This window comes from Polaromonas sp. AER18D-145, assembly GCF_002379095.1.
Taxonomy (GTDB): Bacteria; Pseudomonadota; Gammaproteobacteria; order Burkholderiales; family Burkholderiaceae_C; genus Polaromonas.
On sequence record NZ_NBZV01000001.1, the window covers coordinates 14,002 to 38,348 of the forward strand.

24 protein-coding genes and 1 tRNA gene are annotated in these 24,347 nt (G+C 64.8%); 9 read left to right on the forward strand and 16 right to left on the reverse strand.

The window, feature by feature from the left end; all coding sequences use genetic code 11:
* Position 1 precedes the first annotated feature (1 nt).
* The 9 genes from rpoH to ftsY form a co-directional block, all read right to left on the reverse strand.
* On the reverse strand, positions 2 to 946 hold the full coding sequence (gene rpoH / locus B7G52_RS00085; protein WP_096695423.1) for an RNA polymerase sigma factor RpoH: 945 nt from the start codon (positions 944 to 946) through the stop codon (positions 2 to 4).
* A 372-nt stretch (positions 947 to 1,318) separates the two neighbouring features.
* A complete protein-coding gene (locus B7G52_RS00090; protein WP_096695424.1) occupies positions 1,319 to 2,308 on the reverse strand; it encodes a D-2-hydroxyacid dehydrogenase family protein in 990 nt (329 codons plus the stop codon).
* Positions 2,305 to 3,684, reverse strand: a complete 1,380-nt coding sequence (locus B7G52_RS00095; RefSeq protein ID WP_096695425.1) for an MmgE/PrpD family protein — start codon at positions 3,682 to 3,684, stop codon at positions 2,305 to 2,307. The genes B7G52_RS00090 and B7G52_RS00095 overlap by 4 nt, the downstream gene beginning before the upstream one ends.
* A 102-nt stretch (positions 3,685 to 3,786) precedes the next feature.
* Positions 3,787 to 4,758 carry a tripartite tricarboxylate transporter substrate binding protein gene (locus B7G52_RS00100; RefSeq protein ID WP_096695426.1) on the reverse strand — a complete coding sequence of 324 codons (972 nt, stop codon included), beginning with the start codon at positions 4,756 to 4,758 and terminating at the stop codon, positions 3,787 to 3,789.
* 60 nt (positions 4,759 to 4,818) lie between these two features.
* On the reverse strand, positions 4,819 to 5,520 hold the full coding sequence (locus tag B7G52_RS00105; RefSeq protein WP_096695427.1) for a GntR family transcriptional regulator: 702 nt from the start codon (positions 5,518 to 5,520) through the stop codon (positions 4,819 to 4,821).
* Positions 5,521 to 5,663: 143 nt separating this feature from the next.
* The gene (locus B7G52_RS00110) at positions 5,664 to 5,957 is read right to left on the reverse strand and encodes a hypothetical protein (protein ID WP_096695428.1); all 294 of its coding nucleotides are present in this window, start codon (positions 5,955 to 5,957) and stop codon (positions 5,664 to 5,666) included.
* A gap of 111 nt (positions 5,958 to 6,068) precedes the next feature.
* Positions 6,069 to 6,530, reverse strand: a complete 462-nt coding sequence (locus B7G52_RS00115) for a DUF962 domain-containing protein (protein ID WP_096695429.1) — start codon at positions 6,528 to 6,530, stop codon at positions 6,069 to 6,071.
* Between the two features lie 82 nt (positions 6,531 to 6,612).
* Entirely contained in the window at positions 6,613 to 7,629 is a 1,017-nt protein-coding gene (locus B7G52_RS00120) for an Ldh family oxidoreductase (protein WP_096695430.1), read from the reverse strand.
* Positions 7,630 to 7,707: 78 nt separating this feature from the next.
* Complete coding sequence (ftsY, locus tag B7G52_RS00125; RefSeq protein ID WP_096695431.1) at positions 7,708 to 8,841, reverse strand: signal recognition particle-docking protein FtsY; 1,134 nt, start codon at positions 8,839 to 8,841, stop codon at positions 7,708 to 7,710.
* Positions 8,842 to 8,893: 52 nt separating this feature from the next.
* On the opposite strand from ftsY, the gene B7G52_RS00130 reads away from it, so the two are divergent.
* The 6 genes from B7G52_RS00130 (at position 8,894) to B7G52_RS23185 (ending at position 13,625) form a co-directional block, all read left to right on the forward strand.
* Positions 8,894 to 10,354, forward strand: coding sequence for a M16 family metallopeptidase (locus tag B7G52_RS00130; RefSeq protein ID WP_371328984.1), 1,461 nt, complete (start codon positions 8,894 to 8,896; stop codon positions 10,352 to 10,354).
* Positions 10,355 to 10,452: 98 nt separating this feature from the next.
* On the forward strand, positions 10,453 to 11,766 hold the full coding sequence (locus B7G52_RS00135) for a pitrilysin family protein (RefSeq protein WP_096695432.1): 1,314 nt from the start codon (positions 10,453 to 10,455) through the stop codon (positions 11,764 to 11,766).
* On the forward strand, positions 11,763 to 12,425 hold the full coding sequence (gene rsmD, locus B7G52_RS00140; protein WP_096695433.1) for a 16S rRNA (guanine(966)-N(2))-methyltransferase RsmD: 663 nt from the start codon (positions 11,763 to 11,765) through the stop codon (positions 12,423 to 12,425). Before B7G52_RS00135 ends, rsmD begins: the two co-directional genes overlap by 4 nt.
* Before the next feature lie 54 nt (positions 12,426 to 12,479).
* The gene (coaD, locus tag B7G52_RS00145) at positions 12,480 to 12,983 is read left to right on the forward strand and encodes a pantetheine-phosphate adenylyltransferase (protein WP_096695434.1); all 504 of its coding nucleotides are present in this window, start codon (positions 12,480 to 12,482) and stop codon (positions 12,981 to 12,983) included.
* A gap of 2 nt (positions 12,984 to 12,985) precedes the next feature.
* Positions 12,986 to 13,267, forward strand: coding sequence for a YfhL family 4Fe-4S dicluster ferredoxin (locus tag B7G52_RS00150; RefSeq protein WP_096695435.1), 282 nt, complete (start codon positions 12,986 to 12,988; stop codon positions 13,265 to 13,267).
* A 100-nt stretch (positions 13,268 to 13,367) separates the two neighbouring features.
* Positions 13,368 to 13,625, forward strand: coding sequence for a hypothetical protein (locus tag B7G52_RS23185; RefSeq protein WP_141397359.1), 258 nt, complete (start codon positions 13,368 to 13,370; stop codon positions 13,623 to 13,625).
* 414 nt (positions 13,626 to 14,039) lie between these two features.
* On the opposite strand, the gene pth is transcribed toward B7G52_RS23185, so the two are convergent.
* From pth to B7G52_RS00185, 7 genes are all read right to left on the reverse strand, one after another.
* A complete protein-coding gene (pth, locus tag B7G52_RS00155; protein WP_096695436.1) occupies positions 14,040 to 14,666 on the reverse strand; it encodes an aminoacyl-tRNA hydrolase in 627 nt (208 codons plus the stop codon).
* Between the two features lie 146 nt (positions 14,667 to 14,812).
* On the reverse strand, positions 14,813 to 15,511 hold the full coding sequence (locus tag B7G52_RS00160) for a 50S ribosomal protein L25/general stress protein Ctc (protein WP_096695437.1): 699 nt from the start codon (positions 15,509 to 15,511) through the stop codon (positions 14,813 to 14,815).
* Between the two features lie 84 nt (positions 15,512 to 15,595).
* Positions 15,596 to 16,570: a ribose-phosphate pyrophosphokinase gene (locus B7G52_RS00165; RefSeq protein WP_096662895.1), complete on the reverse strand. Its 975-nt coding sequence runs from the start codon at positions 16,568 to 16,570 to the stop codon at positions 15,596 to 15,598.
* Between the two features lie 246 nt (positions 16,571 to 16,816).
* Positions 16,817 to 16,893: transfer RNA gene (locus B7G52_RS00170), tRNA-Gln, on the reverse strand.
* Positions 16,894 to 16,999: 106 nt separating this feature from the next.
* Entirely contained in the window at positions 17,000 to 17,854 is an 855-nt protein-coding gene (gene ispE / locus B7G52_RS00175; RefSeq protein ID WP_096695639.1) for a 4-(cytidine 5'-diphospho)-2-C-methyl-D-erythritol kinase, read from the reverse strand.
* A gap of 38 nt (positions 17,855 to 17,892) precedes the next feature.
* On the reverse strand, positions 17,893 to 18,414 hold the full coding sequence (locus tag B7G52_RS00180; protein WP_096695438.1) for a lipoprotein insertase outer membrane protein LolB: 522 nt from the start codon (positions 18,412 to 18,414) through the stop codon (positions 17,893 to 17,895).
* A gap of 6 nt (positions 18,415 to 18,420) precedes the next feature.
* Entirely contained in the window at positions 18,421 to 20,199 is a 1,779-nt protein-coding gene (locus tag B7G52_RS00185) for a tetratricopeptide repeat protein (RefSeq protein WP_096695439.1), read from the reverse strand.
* 64 nt (positions 20,200 to 20,263) lie between these two features.
* Here B7G52_RS00185 and mutM point away from each other — a divergent pair, with 64 nt between their 5' ends.
* The 3 genes from mutM to mutY all read left to right on the forward strand — a co-directional run bounded on the left by mutM (position 20,264) and on the right by mutY (position 24,266).
* Entirely contained in the window at positions 20,264 to 21,079 is an 816-nt protein-coding gene (mutM, locus tag B7G52_RS00190; RefSeq protein WP_096662904.1) for a bifunctional DNA-formamidopyrimidine glycosylase/DNA-(apurinic or apyrimidinic site) lyase, read from the forward strand.
* A gap of 74 nt (positions 21,080 to 21,153) precedes the next feature.
* On the forward strand, positions 21,154 to 23,124 hold the full coding sequence (locus B7G52_RS00195) for a dynamin family protein (RefSeq protein WP_096695440.1): 1,971 nt from the start codon (positions 21,154 to 21,156) through the stop codon (positions 23,122 to 23,124).
* An 8-nt stretch (positions 23,125 to 23,132) separates the two neighbouring features.
* The gene (gene mutY, locus B7G52_RS00200; protein ID WP_096695441.1) at positions 23,133 to 24,266 is read left to right on the forward strand and encodes an A/G-specific adenine glycosylase; all 1,134 of its coding nucleotides are present in this window, start codon (positions 23,133 to 23,135) and stop codon (positions 24,264 to 24,266) included.
* Positions 24,267 to 24,347: the final 81 nt, after the last annotated feature.

Below are 24,347 nucleotides of genomic sequence, written 5' to 3' on the forward strand. Positions count from 1 at the left end.
GTCAGGCATAAGCGGCCAAGACCTTTTTCATTTTTTTCATCGCCGCCACTTCAATCTGGCGAATGCGTTCGGCGCTGACCTTGTACTCGGCCGCCAGGTCATGCAGCGTCATGCCGCCCGAGCCGTCGTCGTTGACCTTGAGCCAGCGCTCCTCGACGATGCGGCGCGACCGGTCGTCCAGGCCTTCCAGCGCAGTGGCGATACCGTCGCTGGCCAGATGGTCACGTTGACGCGACTCCATAAGCTGGGTTGGTTCCTGCGTGGCATCGGAGAGGTAGGCAATCGGACCGTAGGCCTCTTCACCGTCGTCGCTCGGGCTCGGGTCCAGCAACACGTCGCCGCCGGACATGCGCTGCTCCATCTCGATGACTTCCTCGCGCTTGACGTTCAGCGTTTTGGCCATCGAATCAATCTGGCCTTCGGTCAGCGTGTCGCGGTGCGTCGCCACATCGGCGTCGTCCTTGAAGCCCTGTTTCATCGAGCGCAGGTTGAAAAACAGCTTGCGCTGGGCCTTGGTCGTGGCGACCTTGACCATGCGCCAGTTTTTCAGGATGTACTCGTGCATTTCGGCCTTGATCCAGTGCAGCGCGTAGCTGACCAAGCGCACGCCCTGGTCCGGATCGAACCGTTTGACCGCCTTCATCAGGCCGATGTTGCCTTCCTGGATCAGGTCGGCATGGGGCAGGCCATAACCGAGGTATTTGCGCGAAGTGGCCACCACCAGCCGAAGATGGGACAGCACCAGCTTTCCGGCCGCGTCCAGATCGTTCTCGTCCTTCAGTTTCCGGGCAAATTCCTGCTCCTGCTCCAGCGTGAGCATGGGCAGGCGGTTCACCGCCGAAATGTAGGCATCCAGGTTGCCCAGCGGTGGCAGCAGCGACCACGGATTGGCAGGCGCCAACTGTGTTGTCGCGGGGGCCACTTGAGGGGACAGAGCGTAGGACATAGGGTAAAACTCCTTTATAGAAGTAATATTAGCACTCCATTGGATAGAGTGCTAAGCAATAGGTTCAATGGTTTTAATAGGGCAAGGCTAATAAGTAATAACCCTAGTTTGTGTCCTATTTTCCGCTTTAGTTCAACCGGTTTTGTAGGCCAAGGTGCAGTGAGCGCGGCGTCCAAAGGCACTGGTTCGCCAGTGCGTGCAGCTATCCTTGGGGTTGAAACAGGGCCGGGCGGGTAGGGGCCGGCTGCACCGAAATTGAGGCATCAAATCGGCCGCCAGCCCAATACGGGCAAGAGACGAAAGCTATTGTTTGGATAGCAAAATGGAGCCGGAGCATGGCTCCGAAAGAGGCAGAAGGGGACTGACGGCGGTTCAGGCCCCGGGCGTGACCACCCGGACCAGGGGCGCATCGGCCAGCCAGGCCTGCAGGCACTCGGTCACCCCGCCGGCAAAACGCTGGAACACGGGTTCGGTGACAAAACCCAGGTGCGGGGTCAGCAGCACATTGGGCAACTGGCGCAGCGGGTCGTCCAGCGGCAACGGCTCCACATCAAACACATCGAGGGCGGCAAAGCCAGGCCGGCCGCTTTTCAGGGCCTGAACCAGGGCGGGTGTGTCGATTAGTTCCGAGCGGGAGGTGTTGACCAGCAGGCTGCCGGGCTGCATCAGGCCCAGGCGCTGGGCATTCATCAGGTGCCGGGTCGCTGCCACCACGACCAGGTGCAGGCTGACCACGCGGGATGTCGCCAGCAGCTCTTCCAGCGGCAGGAAGGCCACACCCTGCGCGGCCGCCCGTTCGGCCGTCATGCGCGGGCTCCAGGTCACCACATCCATGCCCAAGGCCTTGCCGACCCGGGCCACACGCCCGCCGATCTCGCCCAGGCCAATCAGGCCCAGACGCTGCCCGACCAGGGTGCCGGGCAGGGGGCCGGCCGTGTCGCTGCGCCATTGGCCGGCCTGAAGGCGTGCAGCATGGCTGCCCAGTTGCTTGGTGGCGGCAAGAATGGCGGTCCAGGTGAGTTCGCAGGTGCTGTCTTTCGAGGGCCCGAACTCGGTGCAACTGACCGGAATGTGGCGGGCCGCCAGCGCCGCGAGGTCCAGCTTCGCATTGCGCGTGCCGGTGAACACCAGGTAGCGCAGTTTCGGCAACTGGGCCAGCAGTTCGGCTGTGAACGGCGTGCGGTCGCGCATCAGCACAACCGCATCGGCGTCTTTCAGCGCATCGACCAGCGCCGTGCCGCTCAGAGGTTCATGGTGGATGGTGACTTCCGCGCGGGCGTCAATACCGCGCCAGTCGGCCAAGCGGCGCAGGGCCCGTTCGCTGTCGTCGAGAACGACGACGCGGGGTTGGCCGCTACTCATGGCCGTGCCAGCGCGGTCAGCGCGCGGATGTCGCCGGCACCACCGACCGCCCAGCAGGCTTCGATCAGGGCCGCGGTCTGGGTGGCGCCCAGCACGGCGTCCGACATGCCCCGGAACTTGGCGTCCAGCATGGCGTCGGTCATCGGGTTCTGCAGCGAGCCGATCGCGTGTTCGACAAACACATGGACGCGGCGACCGTCGGTCAGCACCGCCGTCACGTCAGCGCTGGCTTCGTCGATCGAGTCATCGACGGTGGCCACGACCTTGCGGCGCAGCGCCACCATGTCGGCGCGGTTCACCACCTCATCGGAAAACTCTTCCTCGGCCGCGCGGCCGAAGGTGAGTCCGGCGGCACAGCCGTGGTACACGCTGAACTTGGCCTGCAGGCCATCGACCGGTTCCTTCTTGCCGGTCAGTTCCAGCACCAGCGAGTGCACCTTGAGTTCGATGCGTTCGACCTGCGCCGGCGTGACACCCTGCGCCCGCAACTGGGCGCAGGCATCGATGCTGGGGTGGATCACGATGCCGCAGGCAAAGGGCTTGTAGCTGTTGAACGAGATTTCGAAGCGCTGGCCCAGCTCGCCGGTGATCTCGTTCCAGTCGTTTTTGGTGGAAACGGTCTGCATCATGCCGCGCGGTGCTTCCAGGGCTTTCGGGCTGGCGGTGTAGCCGTGCTGGGCCAGCAGGGCCGACATCAGGCCGGCACGCGCGGCGGCGCCGGGGTGGAAAGGTTTGGTCATGGTGCCGAACTGCTCGCGCATGCCGACCGGCTGCGAGGCGGCGATGCCCAGCGCCATCGCGGTTTTCTGCGTGTCGAGCTTGAGCAGGCGGGCGCAGGCCGCCGCCGCGCCCAGCGTGCCGGTGGAGCCGGTGATGTGCCAGCCGCGGTCGTAATGCTCGGGGTACATCGCATTGCCGACCCGGCAGGACACGTCGATGCCCAGCACCAGCGCGTCGATCACGTCGCGCCCCGACGCGCCCAGCTGTTCGGCCAGGGCCAGCACGGCGGAGGCGACCGGGCCGGCCGGGTGGATGATGGTTTTCAGGTGGGTGTCGTCGAAATCGAAGGTGTGCGAGGTGATGCCGTTGACCAGTGCGGCGCTGGCCATGTCGACTTTTTCCTTGCGGCCCAGCACGCTGGCCTGCGCCGCGGGCTGCAGCATCTGCACGGCCGCCAGCGCGGCATCGGCGGCTTCGTGGTGGGCCGCGCCGACCGCGCAGCCCAGCCAGTTCATGAAGGTGCGGTGTGCTTCGTGGTCGACGGCAGCGCTCCAGCCGCCGGCCAGGTAGCCGGGATGGGTGGCGACATGGCGGGCCAGGATTTGCGTGACGGACGGGGCGTTGTGGTCGGCGGCGACCTGGGTATTGCGGGCCATGGGATCTTTCGGCAGGGGCGTGCCAGGGGTTGATGAATGCTATGAAAAAAGGAGCTGCTTGCGCCCGTATAACAAGGGCTGCAAGCACTTTTTATATATAAATCAGCTGTCGAGCTGGATGCCGCGCTCGCGCGCCAGTTTGGTCCAGCGTGCAATATCGGTGCGAATGAACTCGCCGAACTGCTCGGGCGTCATGACCAGGGGTTCGATCGCTTCGACCGACAGTTTCTCGCGCAGGTCGGGCGCCCGCAGCACGGTGGCCAGGGTTTCGTTGAGCTGTTTGACAATCGGCGCCGGGATGCCGGCCGGGCCGACTACGCCGTACCACTGCTGCGCGTCAAACCCCTTGAAGCCGGACTCGTCGAGCGTGGGCAGGTCCTTGAATTGCGGGTGGCGCTGCAGGCCGGTCACGGCCAGCGGCCGCACGCGGCCGGAGCGGATGTGCGGTACCGCGGCGGCCAGGCCGGGGAACATGGCCTGGGTCTGCCCACCGATCAGGTCGGTGAACGCCGGCGCGATGCCGCGGTAGGGAATATGCACCATGAAAGAGTTGAGCTGCTGCTTGAACAGCTCCATGGTCAGGTGGGTCAGCGAGCCGGCGCCGGCCGAGCCGTAACTGACCTTGCCGGGGTTCTTCTTGAGGTAGTCGACGAACTCCCGGAGGTTGGTAACCGGCAGCGCGGCATTGACCACCAGCACATTGGGCGTGCCGCCAATCATGCCGATCGGTGTGAAGTCCTTGACGGCGTCGTAAGGCAGCTTGCGGGTGGCGGGGCTGGTGCCGTGGGTCGCGACGTAGCCCTGCATCAGGGTGTAGCCGTCGGGTGCGGCACGGGCCGTGGCCTGGCAGGCAATCACACCGCCACCGCCGCTCTGGTTGTCAACAATGAAACTCTGCTTGAGCACGCTGCCCCAGCGTTCTGTCAGGGTGCGGCCCACCATGTCGCTGCCGCCGCCGGCGGACACCGGCACGATGTAGCGTATGGGTTTGGCCGGAAAACCGGTCTGGGCCAGCAGCAGCCCGGGGGCGCCGAGGAGGGCGGGGGCGGCTTGCAGCAGGGTGCGTCGTTTCATGGTGTGGTCTCCTGAAAAGTTGTTTGAGTGGTCTGAATCGTTGGAAGTGATGCGGGGGGCTCAGGCCGGGGCCGGGGAGGCTTGCAGCAGGCGCTCGTAGGCATCGCCCACGTGGTGGGCCATCAGCGCTTCGCAGCGCTGCGGGTCGCCCCGGCGCAAAGCCGCAACGATGTCCCTGTGTTCGGTGATCGAGGCCTGCATGCCGATATCGTGCGAGAGGTTTTTCAGGCGCGACAGGTGGAGCTTCTGCACGATGCCGCGGTAGGTTTCCGTCAGGGTCTGGTTGCCGCCGGCTTCGACAATGGCCCAGTGAAAACGCAGGTTTTCACCGTAGTAGCGCTGCACCTCGTGCTGCGCGGCGGCCTCCTGCATGGCGGCCACGGAAGCGTCGAGCACCGCCAGCAGCGCCGCCTGGCGGTCCACCGGCAACTGCGCTGCCTGGCGCCCGGCAAAACCGTCGAGCAGGCCGCGCATCTGGTACAGGTCGCGGATCTCGGGGGCATCGAGCTGGCGCACAAACACGCCCGAATGTTTGCGTGCCACGACCAGCCCGGAGCTTTCGAGTTCGCGCAGGGCTTCACGCACCGGCACGCGCGACACGCCCAGGCGGGCTGCCACATCGGGTTCGTTGATGCGTTGCCCGGGCACCAGCACCCCCTTGAGGATCAGCGCCAGCATGTCGCCCTTCACGAGCTTGGCCAGCGATGTGTCGCGCACGTCGTTGAAGCGGTCGGCAGAAGATTCGGCAAGCCAGGGCAGCATGGTTTTTCCGTTTTGGAACGAGGTTATATCGTATACGAAAGCTGGAAAGACCAATCAACCGGTCGGGAACAGTGGCCGGGCAAGGCGAAGAACAGGGGGGAGGAGGCGCAGCTTGCTGTGCTGGTGGCCGGTGCCGGCCGGGTTCAGGGCAGGCGCTTGTCGCCGCGAATCTCGCGCACCTCGACGTCCACCACGTCTGCCTCGCGCGCCGCGGCGCCGGGCTTGGTGGCGCCCGGCCAGGCGGGCTGGGACGAGAAGCGCTGGAAGCGGCCAAACACGACCGGTTTGGGTTTCTGGCCGGTGATCAGCGAGCGCAGCAGGCCCAGCGCCAGCAGGACGAGGCCGGCCAGCATCAGGCTGACCGCGAAAATCGCGGCGAAGGTCCACAGGACCAGGCGCAGGAAAAAGGACAGGACGCGGCTGAGGAAGCTGGGCACGTGAGGGTTTCCCGTAAGAGTCAGATTAATTTATATGCGGGCAGATGCCGCCGCTTCAAGCCGGGTTAAACGGGGTTAAACGGGGTTAAACGGGGTTAAGCGGGGTAGAAGCTACCAGCGGATGCCGAGTTTGCCAAACAGCTTGCTCAGCACGAACAGCGGGCCCACCCAGAGGTACTGGATGTCTTCGAAAAACGAAGGCTTTTTGCCTTCGAGCTTGTGGCCGACAAACTGCAAAATCCAGGCGCCGACAAAAATTGCCAGCGACAACGGCAGCACACGCTCGCCCATGGCATGCACCAGCGCCAGCAGGATGGCCGACCAGAGCATCATGGTGCCCAGAAAAACCAGCGACAGCCGCAGGTAATAAACCATGCTGGCGGCGACAAAAAGATAGGCGACCCAGGGGTGCAGCGCAAACATCATGCCGAGCAGGCTCAGCATGATGAGTGGGATCGCAATGAAGTGGATGAGCTCGTTTTTCGGGTGCAGGTGGCTTTCGCCGTAGTGGGCGAGCAGGCGGTCCACCTGGCGCGGACCTGCGGATGTGTCGGGTGTGGTGCTGGGGTTCATGTGGCCTCCGGTGCCGCGGTCGAAAAGCCGCCGGCTAGCAGGTCACTGTAAGGGATCCCTGCGGTTTGCGAAAGCAGGGGAATTACTGCATTTTCGCCAGCCGGTGCAGCTGTTCGTCCAGCGCATCGGGAATCGCCAGCCCCGACTGCCCGGCTTGCTGTTCCAGGGCGATTCTGCGCGCGCCAGCCAGGCGCACACCGTCGTCCACCAGCATTTCCGTGATCAGTGTTTCCATGCGTTCGTAATAAACGTCCTGGCCGGCCAGCGCGCCCGGGTTGATTACGACAAAGGCCTGGCCGAGGCGCGGCGCATTGCCCTCATCGACAAAAAACGAGGACGCTTCAAAGCCGAACTGCGCGCCGAGCAGGGCCGTGACCAGCAGCTCGACGATCAGCGCCAGCATGGCGCCCTTGGGGCTGCTGGCAGCGCCCAGCGGCAGCATGGAGCCCGCCAGGCCGGCTTTCGGGTCGGTGGTGGGCTGCCCCTGGCTGTCCAGCGCCCAGCCCAGCGGGATGGCCTGGCCCTCGCGGGCCGCCACCATCAGCTTGCCGCGTGCGACTTCGCTGAGGGACAGGTCGATCATCAGCGGGTCGGCGCTGCGCCGCGGAAAAACCGCTGCGACCGGGTTGGTGCCGAAGATGGCGTGTTTGCCGCCGGCCGCAGGCATGGCGGCCGGCGAGTTGGCAAAAGCCAGCCCGACCAGGCCGGCGTCTGCCACCGCACGCAGATGATCGACCAGCACACCGCAGTGGTGGCTGTTGGTCACGCCGGCGAAGCTCACACCCAGCGTGCGGACGGTGGCGATTGCGGTGGAGACGGCCAGATCGCAGGCCGGAAACGCCAGGCCTTGGCCGGCATCAACCAGCACGGCCGCGCCCTGGTGGCGCGTCACCCTGGCCACGGCGTTGCCGTCGGCCCGGCCGTTGCGCAAGTGGGTCGCGTACTGCGCCACGCGGATCAGGCCATGCGAGGCCAGGCCTTGTGCCTCGGCACGCACCAGCGCTTTCGCGGTGCTGGCCGCCATGGCCTGGCCCGCGCCGGCATGGCGCAGCGCCTGCACGGCAAGGCGGGTGGCTTCTTCGATGGACAGGTGGGCCATGGTTTCAGGTTCTTTCCGCTGATGGGGAGCGATGCACGCCGGCGCAACCGGCAGGTGGGAGATGCAGCGCCGGCAGGCTCAGGCCAACAGGGCCTGCGAAAATTCCCGGGCGTTGAAGGTTTCGAGGTCTTCGAGTTTTTCGCCGACACCGATGAAATAAACCGGCACCGGCCGCAGGCCGGGCGAGGTTTTGGCGCGCTCGCGCGACCACAGCGCAATGGCGGCCAGCACGCCGCCTTTGGCCGTGCCGTCGAGTTTGGTCACGATCAGGCCGGTCAGCTGCAGGGTCTCGTCGAAGGCCTTGACCTGGCTCAGCGCGTTCTGCCCGGTGTTGCCGTCTATGACAAGAAGTATTTCGTGGGGCGCCGTGGCGTCCGCCTTGCTGACGACACGTTTGATCTTGCGCAGCTCTTCCATCAGGTGCAGCTGGGTCGGCAGGCGTCCGGCGGTGTCCACCAGCACCACGTCCTTGCCGCGTGCCTTGCCGGCGCTGACCGCATCGAAACTCACGGCGGCCGGGTCGCCGCCTTCCTGGCTGACGATCTCCACCATGTTCCGGTTGGCCCAGGCTTCGAGCTGCTCCCGCGCGGCGGCACGGAAGGTGTCGGCCGCGGCCAGCAGCACCGACGCGCCTTCGTTGGCCAAGTGATGCGTGAGTTTGCCGATCGAGGTCGTCTTGCCCGCACCATTGACACCGGCCACCATGATGACCGTGGGTTTGTACTCGCCGATCACCAGTGGCTGCTCCAGCGGCTTGAGCAGTTGGGTGAGCGCCTCGGTCAGGATGTTCTTCACGGCCACCGGATGGGTGACGCCGCTGTCTTTCACGCGTCGCTTGACTTCATCGAGCAGGTAGGCGGTGGCGCCGGTGCCGGCGTCGGCCATCAGCAGGGCTGACTCCAGGTCTTCGTAGAGCGCGTCGTCAATGCGGTTGCCGGTGAACACGCCGGAAATGCTGGCGCCGGTCTTGTGCAGGCCCGAGCGCAGCTTGCTGACCCAGTGCTCGCGGCTCGCCGGCACCGCGCCGGGCAGCGGAATGTCGATGGGCGTGACCAGCGCGCTGCCGATCAGGCCGCCGCTGGGCAGCGCCGGCGCGGCTGCAGCCGGCGCCGCAGCGGGTGCCGCACCGCCGGACAGGGCAGGGGGTGATGCCGCTGCCGGCGCGGCTTCAGCGGGGGCAGGGGGCTTTTTTTTCTTGAAGAAACTGAACATTGGTTGTGCTTTGGAGTCACACTATTCTATGAAACACACCACACAGGATTTCATGGGCATGTTTATCCGGTTTCCGGCACCCTCGCGCAACACCCTTCTCCCCCTTGTTTCCCTGCTCTTCAGCTTCTTGCTGACCAGTCCCTCGGGGGCTCAGACCGCTTCCCCCAGCACCCCTGTCACACCCGTCACCCAGTTCCAGCTGGCCAATGGCCTCACGGTCATTGTCAAGACCGACCGGCGCGCACCCACCGCGGCCCACATGCTCTGGGTGCGGGTCGGCTCCATGGACGAGGTCGATGGCGCCACCGGCGTGGCCCATGTACTGGAACACATGATGTTCAAGGGCACACCCAGCCTGAGGCCGGGTGAATTTTCACGCCGTGTCGCGGCGCTCGGCGGCCGCGAAAACGCGTTCACTTCCCGGGATGCCACCGGTTATTACCAGCAAATTCCCTCGAACAAGCTCGAAGAGGTGATGCGCCTGGAGGCCGACCGGTTTGCCCGCAACCAGTGGGCCGACGAGGAGTTCACCAGGGAACTCGAGGTCGTCAAGGAAGAACGCCGCCTGCGCACCGAAGACTCGCCGCGCGCGCTGATGCACGAAGCCGCCAACGCCATGACCTTCGTGGCGTCGCCTTACCGGCGCCCCGTGGTGGGCTGGATGAGCGACCTCGAGGCCATGACGCCCGACGATGCCCGCGCGTTCTACCGGCGCTGGTACGTGCCGGCCAATGCGGCCGTGGTGATTGCCGGCGATGTGGATGTGGCGCAGGTGCGGCGGCTGGCGGAAAAATACTATGGCGCCGCGGCTGCCCGTCCGGTGCCGCCGCGCAAACCGCGCATCGAGCCGGTGCAGACCGGCCTGCGCAGGATGGACTTCAAGGCACCGGCCAGCCAGGCCTATGTGAGCCTGTCCTACAAGGTGCCGGGTTTGCAGTCGCCGGCGGACACCGCGCAGGGCACGGGGGATGCCTTCAACCGCGATGCGCTGGCGCTGACGGTGCTGTCTGCCGTGCTCGACGGTTACAGCGGCGCGCGGCTGGAGCGTGCCCTGACCCAGGGTGACAACCGGCTCGCCGACAGTGCCGGCGCGTCCAACGGCTTGATGGGTCGCGGTCCGCAGGTCTTTGTGCTCGATGGGGTGCCGGCCGCCGGAAAAACCGCTGACCAGGTGGCCGACGCCCTGCGCCAGCAGGTGGCGCTGATTGCCCGCGAAGGCGTCAGCGAGGCCGAACTCAAACGTGTCAAGACGCAGTGGGTGGCCAGCGAAACCTACAAACTCGATGCGCTGTTCAGCCAGGCCCGCGGGCTGGGCGCCTACTGGGTCAACGGCCTGCCGCTCGACACCGACGAGCGCCTGATCAGCCAGCTGCGCAGCATCAGCAGCGCCGAAGTGCAGGCCGCGGCGGCGCGTTATTTCAGTGACGACCAGCTGACCCTGGCCAACCTGCTGCCGCAGCCGCCCGATCCGGGACGCGCCAAACGTGTGCCTGCCGCGGGGCTGCGGCATTGAGCGCGGTCCGCCCGCGCCGGGCCTGTTCGTTCACCCTGTTTTCTCCGGGAACCTCTGTGTCAAATGCTATCAAAAAAAGAGCTGTTGGCGCCCTGTTGATGGGGGCTGCAGCCATTTTTTATCCCATGTTTTCATGGGCCACGATTCCGATACAGCACTGGACGCAGCCCGGCGGCGCCAGGGTCTACCTGGTCGAAAGCCCGGCCATCGCCATGGTCGATGTGCAGCTGGACTTCGATGCCGGCAGCCGGCGTGTCGCGGCCGACCAGGCCGGTCTGGCCGGCATCACCGCGTCGCTGCTCTCCAAGGGTGTGGTGGCACGCGGCGGCGAGCCTGCGCTCGATGAAAATGCGCTGGGCGAAGCCTGGGCCGATCTTGGTGCGCAGTTCGGCGCATCGGCGGGCTCCGACCGCTTCAGCTTTTCACTGCGCAGCCTGACCGAGCCGGAGCTGCTGAGCCAGGCCGTGCGGCTGGCCGCGCGCCAGATCGCCGAGCCCTCGTTTCCGGACCCGGTGTGGCAACGCGACCGCCAGCGCATGCTGGCCCAGCTCAAGGAGGCCTACACCCGGCCCGCCTACCGGGTGGCCCGTGCTTTTTCCGAAGCGGTATACGGCAGCCATCCCTACGGCCATGAAACCAGCGAAGCCAGCCTGGCGCGCATCAGCGTGGCCGACATGCGGGTTTTTCATGCGCGCTACATCACGCCCTGCCATGCCCGGGTCAGCATCGTGGGGGCCGTGACACGCGCGCAGGCCGACACGCTGGTGACGGGGCTGCTCGCGCGCCTGCCACAACGCGACTGTGCGGCAGCGCCGCCGCTGCCGGCGGTGGCCGAGGTGGCACCGCTGGAGCGCGCGCAGCTGATCACCATCCCGTTTGACTCGGCGCAGGCGCATGTGCTGATGGGCCAGCCCGGCTACAAGCGCAATGACCCTGATTTTTATGCCCTCACCTTGGGCAACTATGTGCTGGGCGGCGGCGGGTTCGTCTCGCGGCTGACCGAGGAGGTGCGCGAAAAACGCGGCCTCAGCTACAGCGTCTCCAGTTATTTTTCGCCGGGCCGCCATGCCGGTGCGTTCACGGTGGGCCTGCAGACCCGGCCCGACCAGGCCGCGCAGGCCACCGCGGTCGCCCGTGAGGTGATTGCGAAGTTTGTCGCCGAGGGCCCAACGCAGGCCGAACTCCAGGCCGCCAAAGACAACCTGATTGGCGGCTTCCCGCTGCTGATCGACAGCAACCGCAAACTGCTCGGCAACCTTTCCAATATCGCCTGGAACGATTTGCCGCTCGATTACCTCGACACCTGGACCGACCGGATCGCCAAAGTCAGCGTGGCGGAGGTCAAGGCCGCGTTTGCGCGCAAGCTGCAGCCTGAAAAAATGGTCACTGTTATCCTTGGTTCTACGCCATGAAATACACCCCAGCCTCCGACAACAAACCCCCCAAAACTGCCGCCCCGCGCCCGAAATCGGGCAAGGTGGTGGGCCGCAAGTCCGTGCCGCCGGGCGAAATCCGCATCATTGGCGGGCAGTACAAACGCACCAAGCTGCCGGTGGCCAACAAGCCCGGCCTGCGCCCGACGCCCGACCGTGTGCGCGAGACCCTGTTCAACTGGCTGGGCCAGGACCTGACCGGCTGGCGCTGCATCGACGTGTTTGCCGGCACCGGCGTGCTGGGCTTTGAAGCCGCCTCGCGCGGCGCTGCCGAGGTGCTGCTGTGCGAGCAGGATGCCGGCCTGGTGGACCAGCTCAAGGCACTGCAGGCCAGGCTGCACGCCGACATGGTGCGGGTCGAGCGCGGAGACGGCGTCGCCGTCCTCAGGCGGGCATCACCGGCCAGCATGCAACTGGTGTTCCTGGACCCGCCGTTTGACTCGCCTCTGTTCGAGCCCGCGCTCAAGGCGGCGGCGCAGGTGGTGGCCGACCCCGGTTATGTCTACCTCGAGGCACCGCAGGCCTGGACCGACGAGGCATTGGCCGACTACGGCCTGCAACTGCACCGTAGCGGCAAGGCCGGCGCGGTCCACTTTCACTTGCTGGTTCGCAAGGGCGTTTCGCCGGAAGGCGCGTAGCCCTGCAAGCGGCAGGGGCACGCGGCCCCACGGTCAGGCGGGCATAATTGCCGCATGGCGACAAGCACCCCGAGTTCCCGTGTGGCGGTTTATTCCGGCACCTTTGACCCCTTCACCCTCGGGCACCAGGATATCGTGCGCCGCGCGGCCGGGCTGTTTGACCGGCTCATCATCGGTGTGGCGGTAGCGCACCACAAGAAAACGCTGTTCAGCCTGGATGCGCGCCTGCAGCAGGTGCGCGAGGAAACGCAGGGCATGGCCAACGTCAGCGTCCTGCCTTTCGACGGCCTGATCATGGATTTTTGCGCGGCCCAGCAGGCGGTGGCCGTGGTGCGCGGCGTGCGCAACCTCACCGATTTTGACTACGAAGCGCAGATGGCCGCGATGAACCGCAAGCTGCGGCCCCAGGTGGAAACCGTGTTTTTGCTGCCGGACGCGCCGTTGCAATGCATCAGCGGCACCCTGGTGCGCGAGATCAGCAAGCTCGGCGGCGATGTCGGCCAGATGGTCAGTTCCAATGTCGCCATCGCCCTGCAGCAGGCGCAGAAGGAGGGCTGACCATGGCCTTGCTGATCACCGACGAGTGCATCAACTGCGACGTGTGCGAACCCGAATGCCCGAATCAGGCGATTTACCTGGGCAAGGAAATCTACGAAATCGACCCCAAGCGCTGCACGGAGTGCGTCGGCCATTTCGATGAGCCGCAGTGTGTGCAGGTGTGCCCGGTGGCGTGTATTCCCGTCAACCCGGCCTTCATCGAAGACCGTGAAACGCTCTGGCAAAAGTACCAGCGGCTGCAGGCGGAGCAGCCTGTGGCGGCGGTGGAATCGCGTTCTTCATAGTCTTTTGGTCTGTAGCCCTTATGTAACGGGCGCAAGAAGCTATTGAATTAATAGCAAAGTCTCCCTCGACTTTGTCATCCTGGACTTGATCCGGATCTGTGTGGACGTTCCTTCAGGCACCGTTCGGGCTGAGCTTGTCGAAGTTTTTTTCAATCCTTTTAGTTCGCTCATGTTTGTTGGCCGGGGGTTGCCCGGCGGCAACTCACTTTTCTTTTGCGTCGCCAAAAGAAAAGTAAGCAAAAGAAAAGGCGACCCGATGGTCTGGGTCCTTCCGCTTCGCTCCAGGCAGCCTGCGGTGCTCGCCGAAAGCGGGGTCGAGCTCGAACTCGCCTTCGGCTCAAACAATCGCTCGCCCTGATCCGCTTTCAGCTGCGCTCCTCGGCCCAGCCCGACGGGTGGGGGAACAAATGCGAGTTCGGGTGCAGGGAGACCTGACGCGCGTAGCGCGTCAGGTCAGCCTCAAGCGGCCGTGATGTTTGCACGCGAGCGCAGCACACGCGGCCAAATGAAGTCCCCCTCCATCGCCCAGCGGGGCGAGGGCAGGGGCTAGTGCAGTGTTGCATGCTTGATGGAACGAATAAAAGCGATGGATTTTGGGTCAGGGCAAGGCGCAAACCACAGCGATACCCTGGGTATCGCGCGGATTTGCAACGCCGCCATGGCGCAAAAGACGCGGTTTTATGTTCCAGATAGCGTGCAACACTGCACTAGGGGTGGGAGTGGGGAGTCCGCCCTACTGTCCAGAACGGACTACAGACGCAGCGTGACGCTCCTAATCGTTTACGGAGTCGTCAGCCTCGGGTTTGCGCGGCGGCTTGGGCCGAGGCGGCGCGCTGGTGTGGATCAGCATGGTGGCTTTTTCCATCTCGCCAGCCAGCAAGTCGGGCACGGCCTTGAGCGCGCGCGCGATGCTGTCCTCGATCGCCGCGCGGTGTTCCTGGGACGGTTTTTTCAGCACCCAGTTGATGACTTCGGACTTCACGCCCGGGTGGCCCACACCGATGCGCAGGCGCCAGTAGTCGCCCGTGCCCAGCTGGGCATGGATGTCGCGCAGGCCGTTGTGCCCGGCGTGGCTGCCGCCGAACTTGAGCTTGGCATGGCCGGGGACGATGTCGAGTTCGTCGTGGGCCACCAGGATCTCTTCGGGGGCGATCTTGAAAAAACGTGCCAGCGCCGCCACCGATTTGCCCGACAGGTTCATGAAGGTCATTGGCTCGAGCAGCCAGACGGTCTGGCCCTTGATGGTGGTGCGGGCGACGCGGCCGTGGTAGTTTTTGTCGAGGGCCAGGCTCAGCTTGAGTTCGCGCGCCAGCGCCTCGGTCCACCAGAAACCGGCGTTGTGGCGGGTTGCCTCGTATTCAGGGCCGGGGTTTCCCAAGCCTACAAAAAGTTTGATCATGCGGTGTGATGAGAGGGGAAAGCGGTCTGCAGGTGGGGCCCGCCACCGGATTATGGGTGCAGCAAGACCTTCGCCCAAGAAAAACGGCCCTTGACCTCCGGGGAGGACAAGGGCCGCTGGCCTTTTCAGGCCGATGCCGTCATGAATTACTTCTTGGCAGCAGGCTTGGCAGCGTCAGCCTTGACGCCGGCTTTGGCTTCCTTGGCGGCAGCGGCCTTGGCGGCCTTGGGATCCACAGGCACAGCTGCGGCAGCGGCTGCTGCGGCATCGGCTTCAGCTTCTTCCGAAACGGCAGAAACCGACACCAGCACCGGGTTGTCCAAGCCGCCTTTGGCGACAAACTTCACGCCTTTTGGCAGCGTGATGTCCTTGACGTGCAGCGAAGTGCCTTTCTTCAGGCCGCTCAGATCGACGGCGATGAATTCAGGCAGGTCTTTGGGCAGGCAGGAAATGCTCAGCTCGGTCAGCACGTGGTTGACCAGGCAGTTTTCGGCCTTGACCGCGGGAGACTCTTCCTGGCCGCTGTAGTGCAGTGGCACTTTCATGGTCAGGCGGGTCTTCGCGTCGACGCGCTGGAAGTCGATGTGCAGGATCAGTTGCTTGAACGGGTGCATCTGCAGATCGCGCAGCAAGACCTTTTGTGTCTTGCCGCCCAGTTCCATCTCGAGGACGGAAGCGTGGAAAGCTTCTTTCTTGATGGCGTGCCACAGTGCGTTGTGATCGAGTTCGATCAGCGACGGTTCACCGGTGCCACCGTAAACGATACCGGGCGTGCGGCCCGTGATGCGGAGACGGCGGCTCGCACCCGTACCCTGCTTGGCGCGCTCAAAAGCGACGAATTTCATAATCTTCTCCAAAAGAGGTGGGCCGCGACCAGCTCACCCCGACATAAAAAAGCTGCACGAATGCAGCCGGCTTTTTGCTCCGGATCAGAACAGGTTGTCCTGGTCCGAGAACAAACTCATGACCGACTCACCGTTGGCGATGCGCTGGATTGTCTCGGCAATCAGCGGTGCCACGGAGAGCTGGCGAATTTTCTTGCAGTCCTGCGCGGCCTGGCTCAGCGGAATGGTGTTGGTGATCACCACTTCGTCGAGGGCTTCGCCCTGCGCAATGCGTTCAATCGCGGGGCCCGAAAAAATCGGGTGCGTGCAATAGGCATACACCTTTTTGGCGCCGCGCTCCTTGAGCACCTCGGCGGCCTTGACCAGCGTGCCGGCCGTGTCGATCATGTCGTCCATGATGACGCAGTTGCGCCCGTCGATGTCGCCGATCACGTGCATGACTTCCGACACATTGGCCTTGGGCCGGCGCTTGTCGATGATGGCCATGTCGCAACCCAGCTGTTTGGCCAGGGCGCGGGCACGCACCACGCCGCCGACGTCGGGCGACACCACCATCAGGTCGTTGTAGTTTTTCTGGCGCAGGTCGCCCAGCAGCACGGGCGAGGCGTAGATGTTGTCCACCGGGATGTCGAAAAAACCCTGGATCTGGTCGGCATGCAGGTCCATGGTCAGCACGCGCGAGACGCCGACGGCCTGCAGCATGTTGGCCACCACCTTGGCGCTGATGGGCACGCGCGCCGAACGCGGGCGACGGTCCTGCCGGGCGTAGCCGAAGTAAGGGATCACCGCGGAAATGCGCTCGGCCGAGGCGCGCTTGAGCGCATCGACCATGATCAGCAGTTCCATCAGGTTTTCATTGGTCGGTGCGCAGGTGGACTGCACCACAAACACGTCACGCGCCCGCACATTCTGCTGGATCTCGACCGTCACTTCCCCGTCTGAGAAACGCCCCACATGGGCGGCTCCCAGCGAAATGCCCAGATGCTGGGCGATCTCGGATGCCATGGCCGGATTGGCATTGCCCGTGAAAAGCATGAAGTCGGAGTGGTGCGGTTGCATGTGTGGCCCAGCGGGTGTCTAGGAGGGGGAACGTTGCCGAATGGATAAAAGCAATAAACGCACTGAAAACACGGACGCCCTGTGTCCGTCCCATGTCAATGCGGCTTCTGGCCATTTCCTGCCCGGCCAATTCAGCGTCTGAATTGCGCAGGCATCGCCTTCACCGGAGACACTCAACAGTCAGCGAGCACGGCCCCCGTTGTCGGGTGGCCTAAAAACACGGGCCCCCATGGGACCCGAAAATTTTGGCAGGGGTGGAAGGATTCGAACCTGCGAATGCCGGAATCAAAATCCGGTGCCTTAACCAACTTGGCGACACCCCTACACAGGTAGATTGTCGGAGCTGAAAACTGTCAAAGACAGATGTCAGGGAACCGGCAACCAACCCTTTAATCGTTGTTTCTGGAAACACATTCCATGGCCCTTATCTTACCAACCGGCCAGAGGATGTGCATCCAGGTTGCTGCACTTGCGGACCTGCCAGTCGCCCGGGGCGACCGCAAGTTCCATCTCGTGCGGCATATGCGCAAATACAGCACTTCCCGAGCCAGTCATGCGGCCTTGCAAATGCTGCATGGAGAGCCAATCGAGGGATTGGCCAACCTGCGGACACAAGGCCTGCGCGACTGGCTGCAAGTCGTTATGGCCGAATTCGTAAACAGAGCCATTTGCGTTTGCAGCAAAGCCTCGGATTGTAGCAGTTTCTGTATCGCGTTTGAGCCCGGGCGAGCGGAAAATGGCGTCGGTCGGCAGCCCGGCGGCGGGTTTGACCACGACAAAACGGGCGGCGGGCAGGGTCAGCGGCGTGATTTTTTCACCCACACCTTCCACCCAGGCATGGCCGCCGCTGAGGAAAAACGGCACGTCGGCACCGAGGCCGAGGGCGATGGCCTGCAGTTGTTCCGCTGGCAGCCTGACGCCCCACAGGCGTTGCAGCGCCAGCAGGCAACTGGCTGCATCGGACGAGCCGCCGCCCATGCCGGCCTGCGACGGAATACGTTTTTCCAGCCCGATGTGCACACCCAGCGGGGTGCCGATAGCGCTTTGCAGCGCCCGCGCGGCACGCACCACCAGGTCTTCGGCGGGAAGGGCCTCGCTGGCCTCGCTGCCAAGGTCGGTGCGCGTGATCTGGCCATCCTGGCGCAGCTCGAAATGCAGGGTGTCACACCAGTCGATCAGCATGAACACCGACTGCAGCAGGTGGTAGCCGTCGGGACGGCGCCCGGTGATGTGCAGAAACAGGTTGAGTTTGGCCGGCGCCGCGACATCGTAGATCGCCTTCAGCGGCGGGGCCGAAGCAGGGTGCGGCCGTCCGGCTTGCATCAGGGCGCCACCAGCACGATACGCAGGTCGGAGCGCGGTTGCGGCATCGTCCGGCTGGCCGAAATCCGGCCCTCGGCCTGTTGCGAAAGATCGGCATTCCAGCCGTCCGCGGCGGTGTTTTTGCCGTCCAGCCAGTCAAACAGCGCGGGCAGCGGCACGGCTGCGCCGGTGGCTTTTTCAATCAGTTCGTCGACGGTGGCAAAGCGCTGGATCTGGTTGCCGGAATCGAGCACGGCCTCCTGCGGCGACCAGCGCAGTACGGCCAGACTGTTGCCCAGCGGGCTGTTCAGCGTCAGTTCGCCCTGCGTGGGGTTGCCCTTGAGTTCGAAGCCGGCAAAAAAGGCCTGGGGCGGCTCGCTTTGCACCTGCAGGCTGATGCGGCCTGCCCAGAACGAAATTTTGGCGTCATTCGGGCCGACCGCCCTGGGCGGGCTGGCGCAGCCGGCCATGAAAGCTGTCGCCATCAGCAGGCCTGCCAGCAGGGCGGCGCGCCGGCGCAAGGGGGTGAACGTGACGGTCATGGCGGTTTACAGCCTGACCCGGAGGCGTTTGAGGGTCTCCAGCAGCGTCTCGTTCTCGGCGTTGAGCAGCATGCCTTCCTTCCAGATGGACAGGGCCCTGTCGCGCTGACCCAGGCTCCAGAGGACCTCGCCGAAATGTGCGGCGATCTCGGCGTCTGGCTTGGCCTTGTAGGCGGCTTCAAAAATGGTCAGGGCTTCGGCCTTGTTGCCCAGGCGGAACTCCACCCAGCCCAGGCTGTCCTTGATGAAGGGGTCCTCGGGTGCGTACTCCAGTGCCTTGAGGATCAGCTGTTTGGCCTCGGGCAGGCGCACGTTGCGATCGGCCAGCGAGTAACCCAGCGCGTTGTAGGCGTGGTGGTAGTCGGGCTTGCGCTCCACCACCTGGCGCAGCAGGCGTTCCATTTCCGGCAGGGCATCGAGCTTCTCGGCCATCATGGCCTGGTCGTAGAGAAGTTCGGGTTCGTCCGGGAATTGCGTGACGGCCTGCGCCAGCAACTCGTAAGCGCTACGGTATTCCTTCTGCTCGCGCAGCAGGTTGATCTCGGCCATCAGCTTGATGCGTTTGTCATCGGGGTTGCGTTCGGGCAATTTCCGGATCATCTGGCGGGCCTCGTTGAGTTTGCCTTGCCGGGCCAGCAGCGAAGCCCGGCGCACCTGCGCCTGGACCAGTTCCTGCGCATCGGGGATCTTGGCGATCCAGCTTTCCGCTGCGGCGAAATCCCGGTGTTTTTCTGCAATCTGCGCGAGCGACAGGTAAGCCTGGGACAGGCCGCGGCTGGTCTGTGGCTGGGCTTCACCCTGGCCGGCCAGTTCGAGATAACGCAGCAGCGACGTCTGCGCTGCCGCCAGCTGGTTGTCCTGCAACTGCAGGGAACCCAGCACCAGCCAGCCTTCGGGGTAGTCGGGTTTGTCGCGCGTGACCAGCTGCAACTGCGCGCTGGCTTCGGCATAACGCTGGACATCGAGCAGGACGCGGGCATAGGCCATGCGGATTTCGGGCGCGGTCTTGGGGTTGCCCGCCAGGTTTTTCTGGACCAGGGCCTCGGCACGCGGCAGTTTGGGATCCATCAGTTCCAGTGCCAGCAAGGTCGGCCCTTCAGCCGCGGGGTCGATGGCCTGCCCACGTTCGGCAGCCTCCAGCGCGCCGGGCAGTTCGCCGGCGGCCAGCCGCATGCGCCCGACGGCGGTCCAGGCGGCTGCGCCTGTGGCGGGGGCCTTGAGCTCGTCGGCCAGCGCTTGCTCAAGCACGCTGGCGGCGAGTTTTTTGTCGCCGACACGCGCAAAAAACCGTGGCAGGTTGGTGATGGCCTGCGGGTGTTCGGGCTGGGGCGTGAGCTTCACTTCATTTTTCAGCGGCTCCGTGGTCTCGGTGATGCGGTTCAGTGCCAGCAGGATTTGCAGCACATAGCGGTTGGCTTCGCGCGAGGCCGGCTGGGCCTGGCGCCAGGCCTGCGCTGCCTGCAGCGCTGCGTCGCCCGAGCGCGATTGCAGGGCAATGTCGGCTGCGCGCTGGTACAGCTGGGCGTCGTTGGTTTTGCGGGCAGCGTCCAGCATCAGTGAAAAGCCGGTCGGGGCATCACCTTCCCGGGCCGTGAGTTCACCGAGCAGCACCTGGTAGAACAGCTCCCCGTCCAGGCTGGAGGGTACGGGGGCGAGGTCCTGGGCCGCGGCCGGCGCCTCAGGCTGGGCAGCGGGTGGCAGGGCCGGAGCAGGCTGGGCGGTCTGGGCCCACAGCACCGGAACCACCAGGCAAAGTGCACTGAAAACGCTGATAAGTTGTTTCATCGGACCATGATAATTGAAGCCCTGCGCCCATGTAGGCGTGTTCCCTGATTGACCCGAGTTGCCCATGCCTGAATTGCCTGAAGTCGAAGTCACCCGCCTGAGTTTTGCCAGCCGCATTGCCGGCGCAAAAATACTGGACCTGCAGATGGGCAAGCCGCTGCGCTGGCCCCTGGGCTGCGATGCTGCGCACCTGACCGGGCGCACCGTGCTGGAGGTCCGTCGGCGCGGCAAATACCTGCTGCTCGACACCACCGGCGGCCTGCTGCTAATCCATCTGGGCATGTCCGGCAGCCTGGGATTCGGGGCGGACTTGCCGCCGCCCGGCAAACACGACCATTTCGACATGCGCACCACGGCAGGCACCTTGCGGCTGCACGACCCGCGCCGCTTTGGTGCCGTGGTGTACGCGCCAGCCGAGCACGACGCTGCTGCGCAGAAGCTTCTGGGCCGGCTGGGCGTGGAACCGCTGACGGACGCGTTCGACGCTCTGGCCTTTTACCGCGCGCTGCAAGGCAGGCAGACGGCGATCAAGCAGGTGCTGCTGGCTGGCGAGATCGTTGTCGGTGTCGGCAACATCTATGCCTCGGAAGCGCTGTTCATGGCCGGCATCCGTCCGACCGTGCGGGCGGGGCGGCTGAGCAAGCCCCGCGCCGCCAGGCTGCATGCGGCGATCCGCAGCGTGTTGTCGCAAGCGCTTGCAAAAGGCGGCAGCACCCTGAAGGATTTTTCCAACGCCATGGGCGAGAGCGGCTACTTCCAGCTCGAAACCATGGTTTACGACCGGGCCGGCCTTCCCTGCAAGCTGTGTGCGGCGCCGATCCGCATGCTCCGGCAGGGGCAGCGTTCCACTTTTTACTGTGTCAACTGCCAGAAACCCTGAACACCCGTCCCGCCCGGGGCTGACCGTTTCCGGTGGGCGATGCTATATTGATTGATCTATGTCCACGGCGCACCATGTCTTTTAACGAACAATTTGACCAGCACGGCGCCTGGCGGCGCGCGTTTGCCTTGCGCCTCAAGCTTTTGTCCGAATGGATGAAGGGCCACGATCTGCTCAATGCCGCCGTGGAAGAGCGCCTGCTCCGGCTGGAGTCGCAGGTGCGCTCGGACAAGGTCATGGTGGCCTTTGTTGCCGAATTTTCGCGCGGCAAGTCCGAGCTGATCAATGCGATCTTTTTCGCCGGTTACGGCCGGCGTATCATGCCGGCCAGTGCCGGCCGCACCACCATGTGCCCGACCGAGCTGGGTTACGACGCGGACGCGCCGCCCTGCCTGCGCCTGTTGCCCATCGAGACCCGGCTCAAGCCGCAGGCCTTGATGGAGTGGCGCATGGTTCCCGAGAAATGGATACGGGTCGACCTCGATGTGAACGACCCGGTCAAGCTCTCGAAGGCGCTCGAAAAGGTGGCCGAAGTCCGTCATGTCACGCAGGACGAGGCGCGCGCGCTGGGCTTCTGGCATGACGACGCGCCGCAGGACAATCCGCGGGTCAATGCCGCCGGTCTGGTCGAGGTGCCCAAGTGGCGCCATGCGCTGATCAATATCGCCCACCCGCTGCTCAAGCAGGGGCTGGTGATTCTGGATACCCCGGGGCTCAACGCCATCGGCGCCGAGCCGGAACTCACGGTGAGCCTGATTCCGCAGGCCCACGCCGTGGTCTTTATCCTGGCGGCCGACACCGGCGTGACCAAATCCGACCTGGCCATCTGGCGTGAACACCTGATCACCGAGGGCGACGACAACGATGCCCGCCTGGTGGTGCTCAACAAGATAGACACCCTGTGGGACGCCCTGAGCTCGCCCGCGCAGATCCAGGCCCAGATCGACCGCCAGCGTGCAAGCTCGGCGGAGATTCTCGGGCTGCCGGTGGCCCAGGTCATTCCCGTCTCGGCCCAGAAAGGCCTGGTCGCCAAGGTCACAGGCGATGACAAGCTGCTGCAGGCCAGTTGCCTGCCCGGGCTGGAGCTGGCCCTGGCGCAGGGCGTGATGGGGCAGCGGCAGAAAATACTCCGCTCTGCGGTGGCCGCCGGCATTGTCGAGCTGCGTGCCGAGGCCGGCCGCGTCATCCACATCCGTCGCCGCGACCTGGCCGAGCAGATGATCGAGCTGCGCGGTCTGCGCGGCAAGAACGACTCGGTCATCAAACACATGCGTTCACGCATCGAGCAGGAGCAGGTCGAATTCAACGCCAGCGGCGCCAAGATACAGGCCGTGCGTTCCATCCACCTGAAACTGCTCAGGGAAGTGTTCCACCTGCTGGGCACACCGACCCTCAAGACGGAACTGGCCGAACTGACCCACGCACTCAAGCAGCCAGGCATCAAGCTGGGCGTCAAGAAAGCCTATGGCCAGACCTTTGCGCGGCTGCGCGAAGGACTGCAGAAAGCCCAGACCACCAGCGCTGACATCCAGCGCATGCTGGGCGGATCGTTCAAGCAGCTCAATGCCGAGTTCGGCTTTTCCCTGCAGGCGCCCAAAGAGCCCGAAATGAACCGTTTCCTGGTGGACCTGGAGCAGATCGAGCGCAGCCACCTGCAATACCTGGGCGTGGCCAACATCCTCAAGCTGGCGCAGCCGGATTTTTCCGAACGGCTGGTGCGGGCCCTGGCCACGCGCCTGCGCGTGGTCTACGAGACCGCGCTGGGTGAGGTCGAGCTGTGGAACAAGTCGGCCGCCTCGCAGCTCGATGCCCAGCTCAAGGAACGCCGGCGCAACTTCAGCCGCCGCATCGAGGCGATCGAACGCATCCAGCAGGCCGCCACCGGCCTGGACGAACGCATTGCTGAAATTGCCGTTCATGAACGCGCGCTCGATGAACTGGACGGCAAGCTCGACGAACTGACGAACCAGCTCGTGCATGCACCGGCGAGTCCGCATGACCCGGCTCTGGCGGCCCCGGCCGCAGCAATGATCCAGGCCGCCTGAGCGCGGGCATGGCCCTGACCTCCACGCCCGGCGCCGGTGTGCCCCCGCTGCTTTCCGGGGCGACCGAAACCGGTTTGCAGGCGGCGGCACTGGGGAGCCGGTTTTCCACGCAGGTCGTGCGCTGGCAGAAAAGCCACGGACGCCACAGCCTGCCCTGGCAAAACACGCGTGACCCTTACCGCGTCTGGCTGTCCGAGATCATGCTGCAGCAAACGCAGGTGGCCACGGTGCTTGATTACTACGCCCGCTTCCTGGCGCGGTTTCCGGCGGTGGCCGATCTGGCCGCTTCAGCGCAGGACGATGTGCTGGGTTTGTGGAGCGGGTTGGGTTATTACAGCCGGGCCAGAAACCTGCACCGCTGCGCGCAGGACGTCGTGTGCCTGCACGGCGGAGAGTTTCCGCAGACGGCGGAGTTGTTGCAAACCCTGCCGGGCATCGGGCCTTCGACCGCAGCGGCCATCGCCTCTTTCTGTTTTTCGGAGCGGGTGGCCATCCTGGACGGCAACGTCAAGCGGGTGCTGACCCGGGTCACCGCGTTTTCCGGCGATCTGGCCTCCAGCGCGCAGGAGCGCAAGCTGTGGGCCATCGCCACCGAGCTGCTGCCGCGCCGCCAGCTGCCCGAAACCATGCCGCGGTACACCCAGGGCCTGATGGATCTGGGCGCCACGATTTGCACGACACGCCAGCCCGCCTGCCTGCTGTGCCCGGTGCAGGGCATGTGCCGGGGCTTGGCCGGCGGCACGCCGGAAAGTTTCCCGGTCAAGACCCGCAAGCTCAAGCGCAGCGCGCAGTCGCTCGCGCTGCTGTGGGCAGAAAAAGCCGACGGCAGCGTGTGGCTGGAGCGCCGTGCTGCGCCCGGCATCTGGGGCGGTCTTTATTGTTTTCCGGTGTTCGGCAGCGAAGGGGATTTGCTGGCGGCCTTGCCCGCGTCCCTGCAGCCCCGCCTGACGGCGATCCAGCCCTTTGTGCATGTGCTGACCCACAAGGACCTGCGCCTGTCGCCCATGGTGCTGGCGCTGTCGGCCCGGGAGGCCAGCACCACCTGGCTCCCCGGCACCGGTGCCTGGTTTGCGCGCGATGCCTGGGAAGCCCTGGGACTGCCTGCACCGGTCAGAAAGTTGCTTGCGCAGCGCGCGGCCTGATTCCCCGTGGTTTGTGATGAAAAAGGCCTCCAGCCCTTGAGGGACGGTCGCAGGCAGCTATCAAAAAAAGAGTAAACCGGC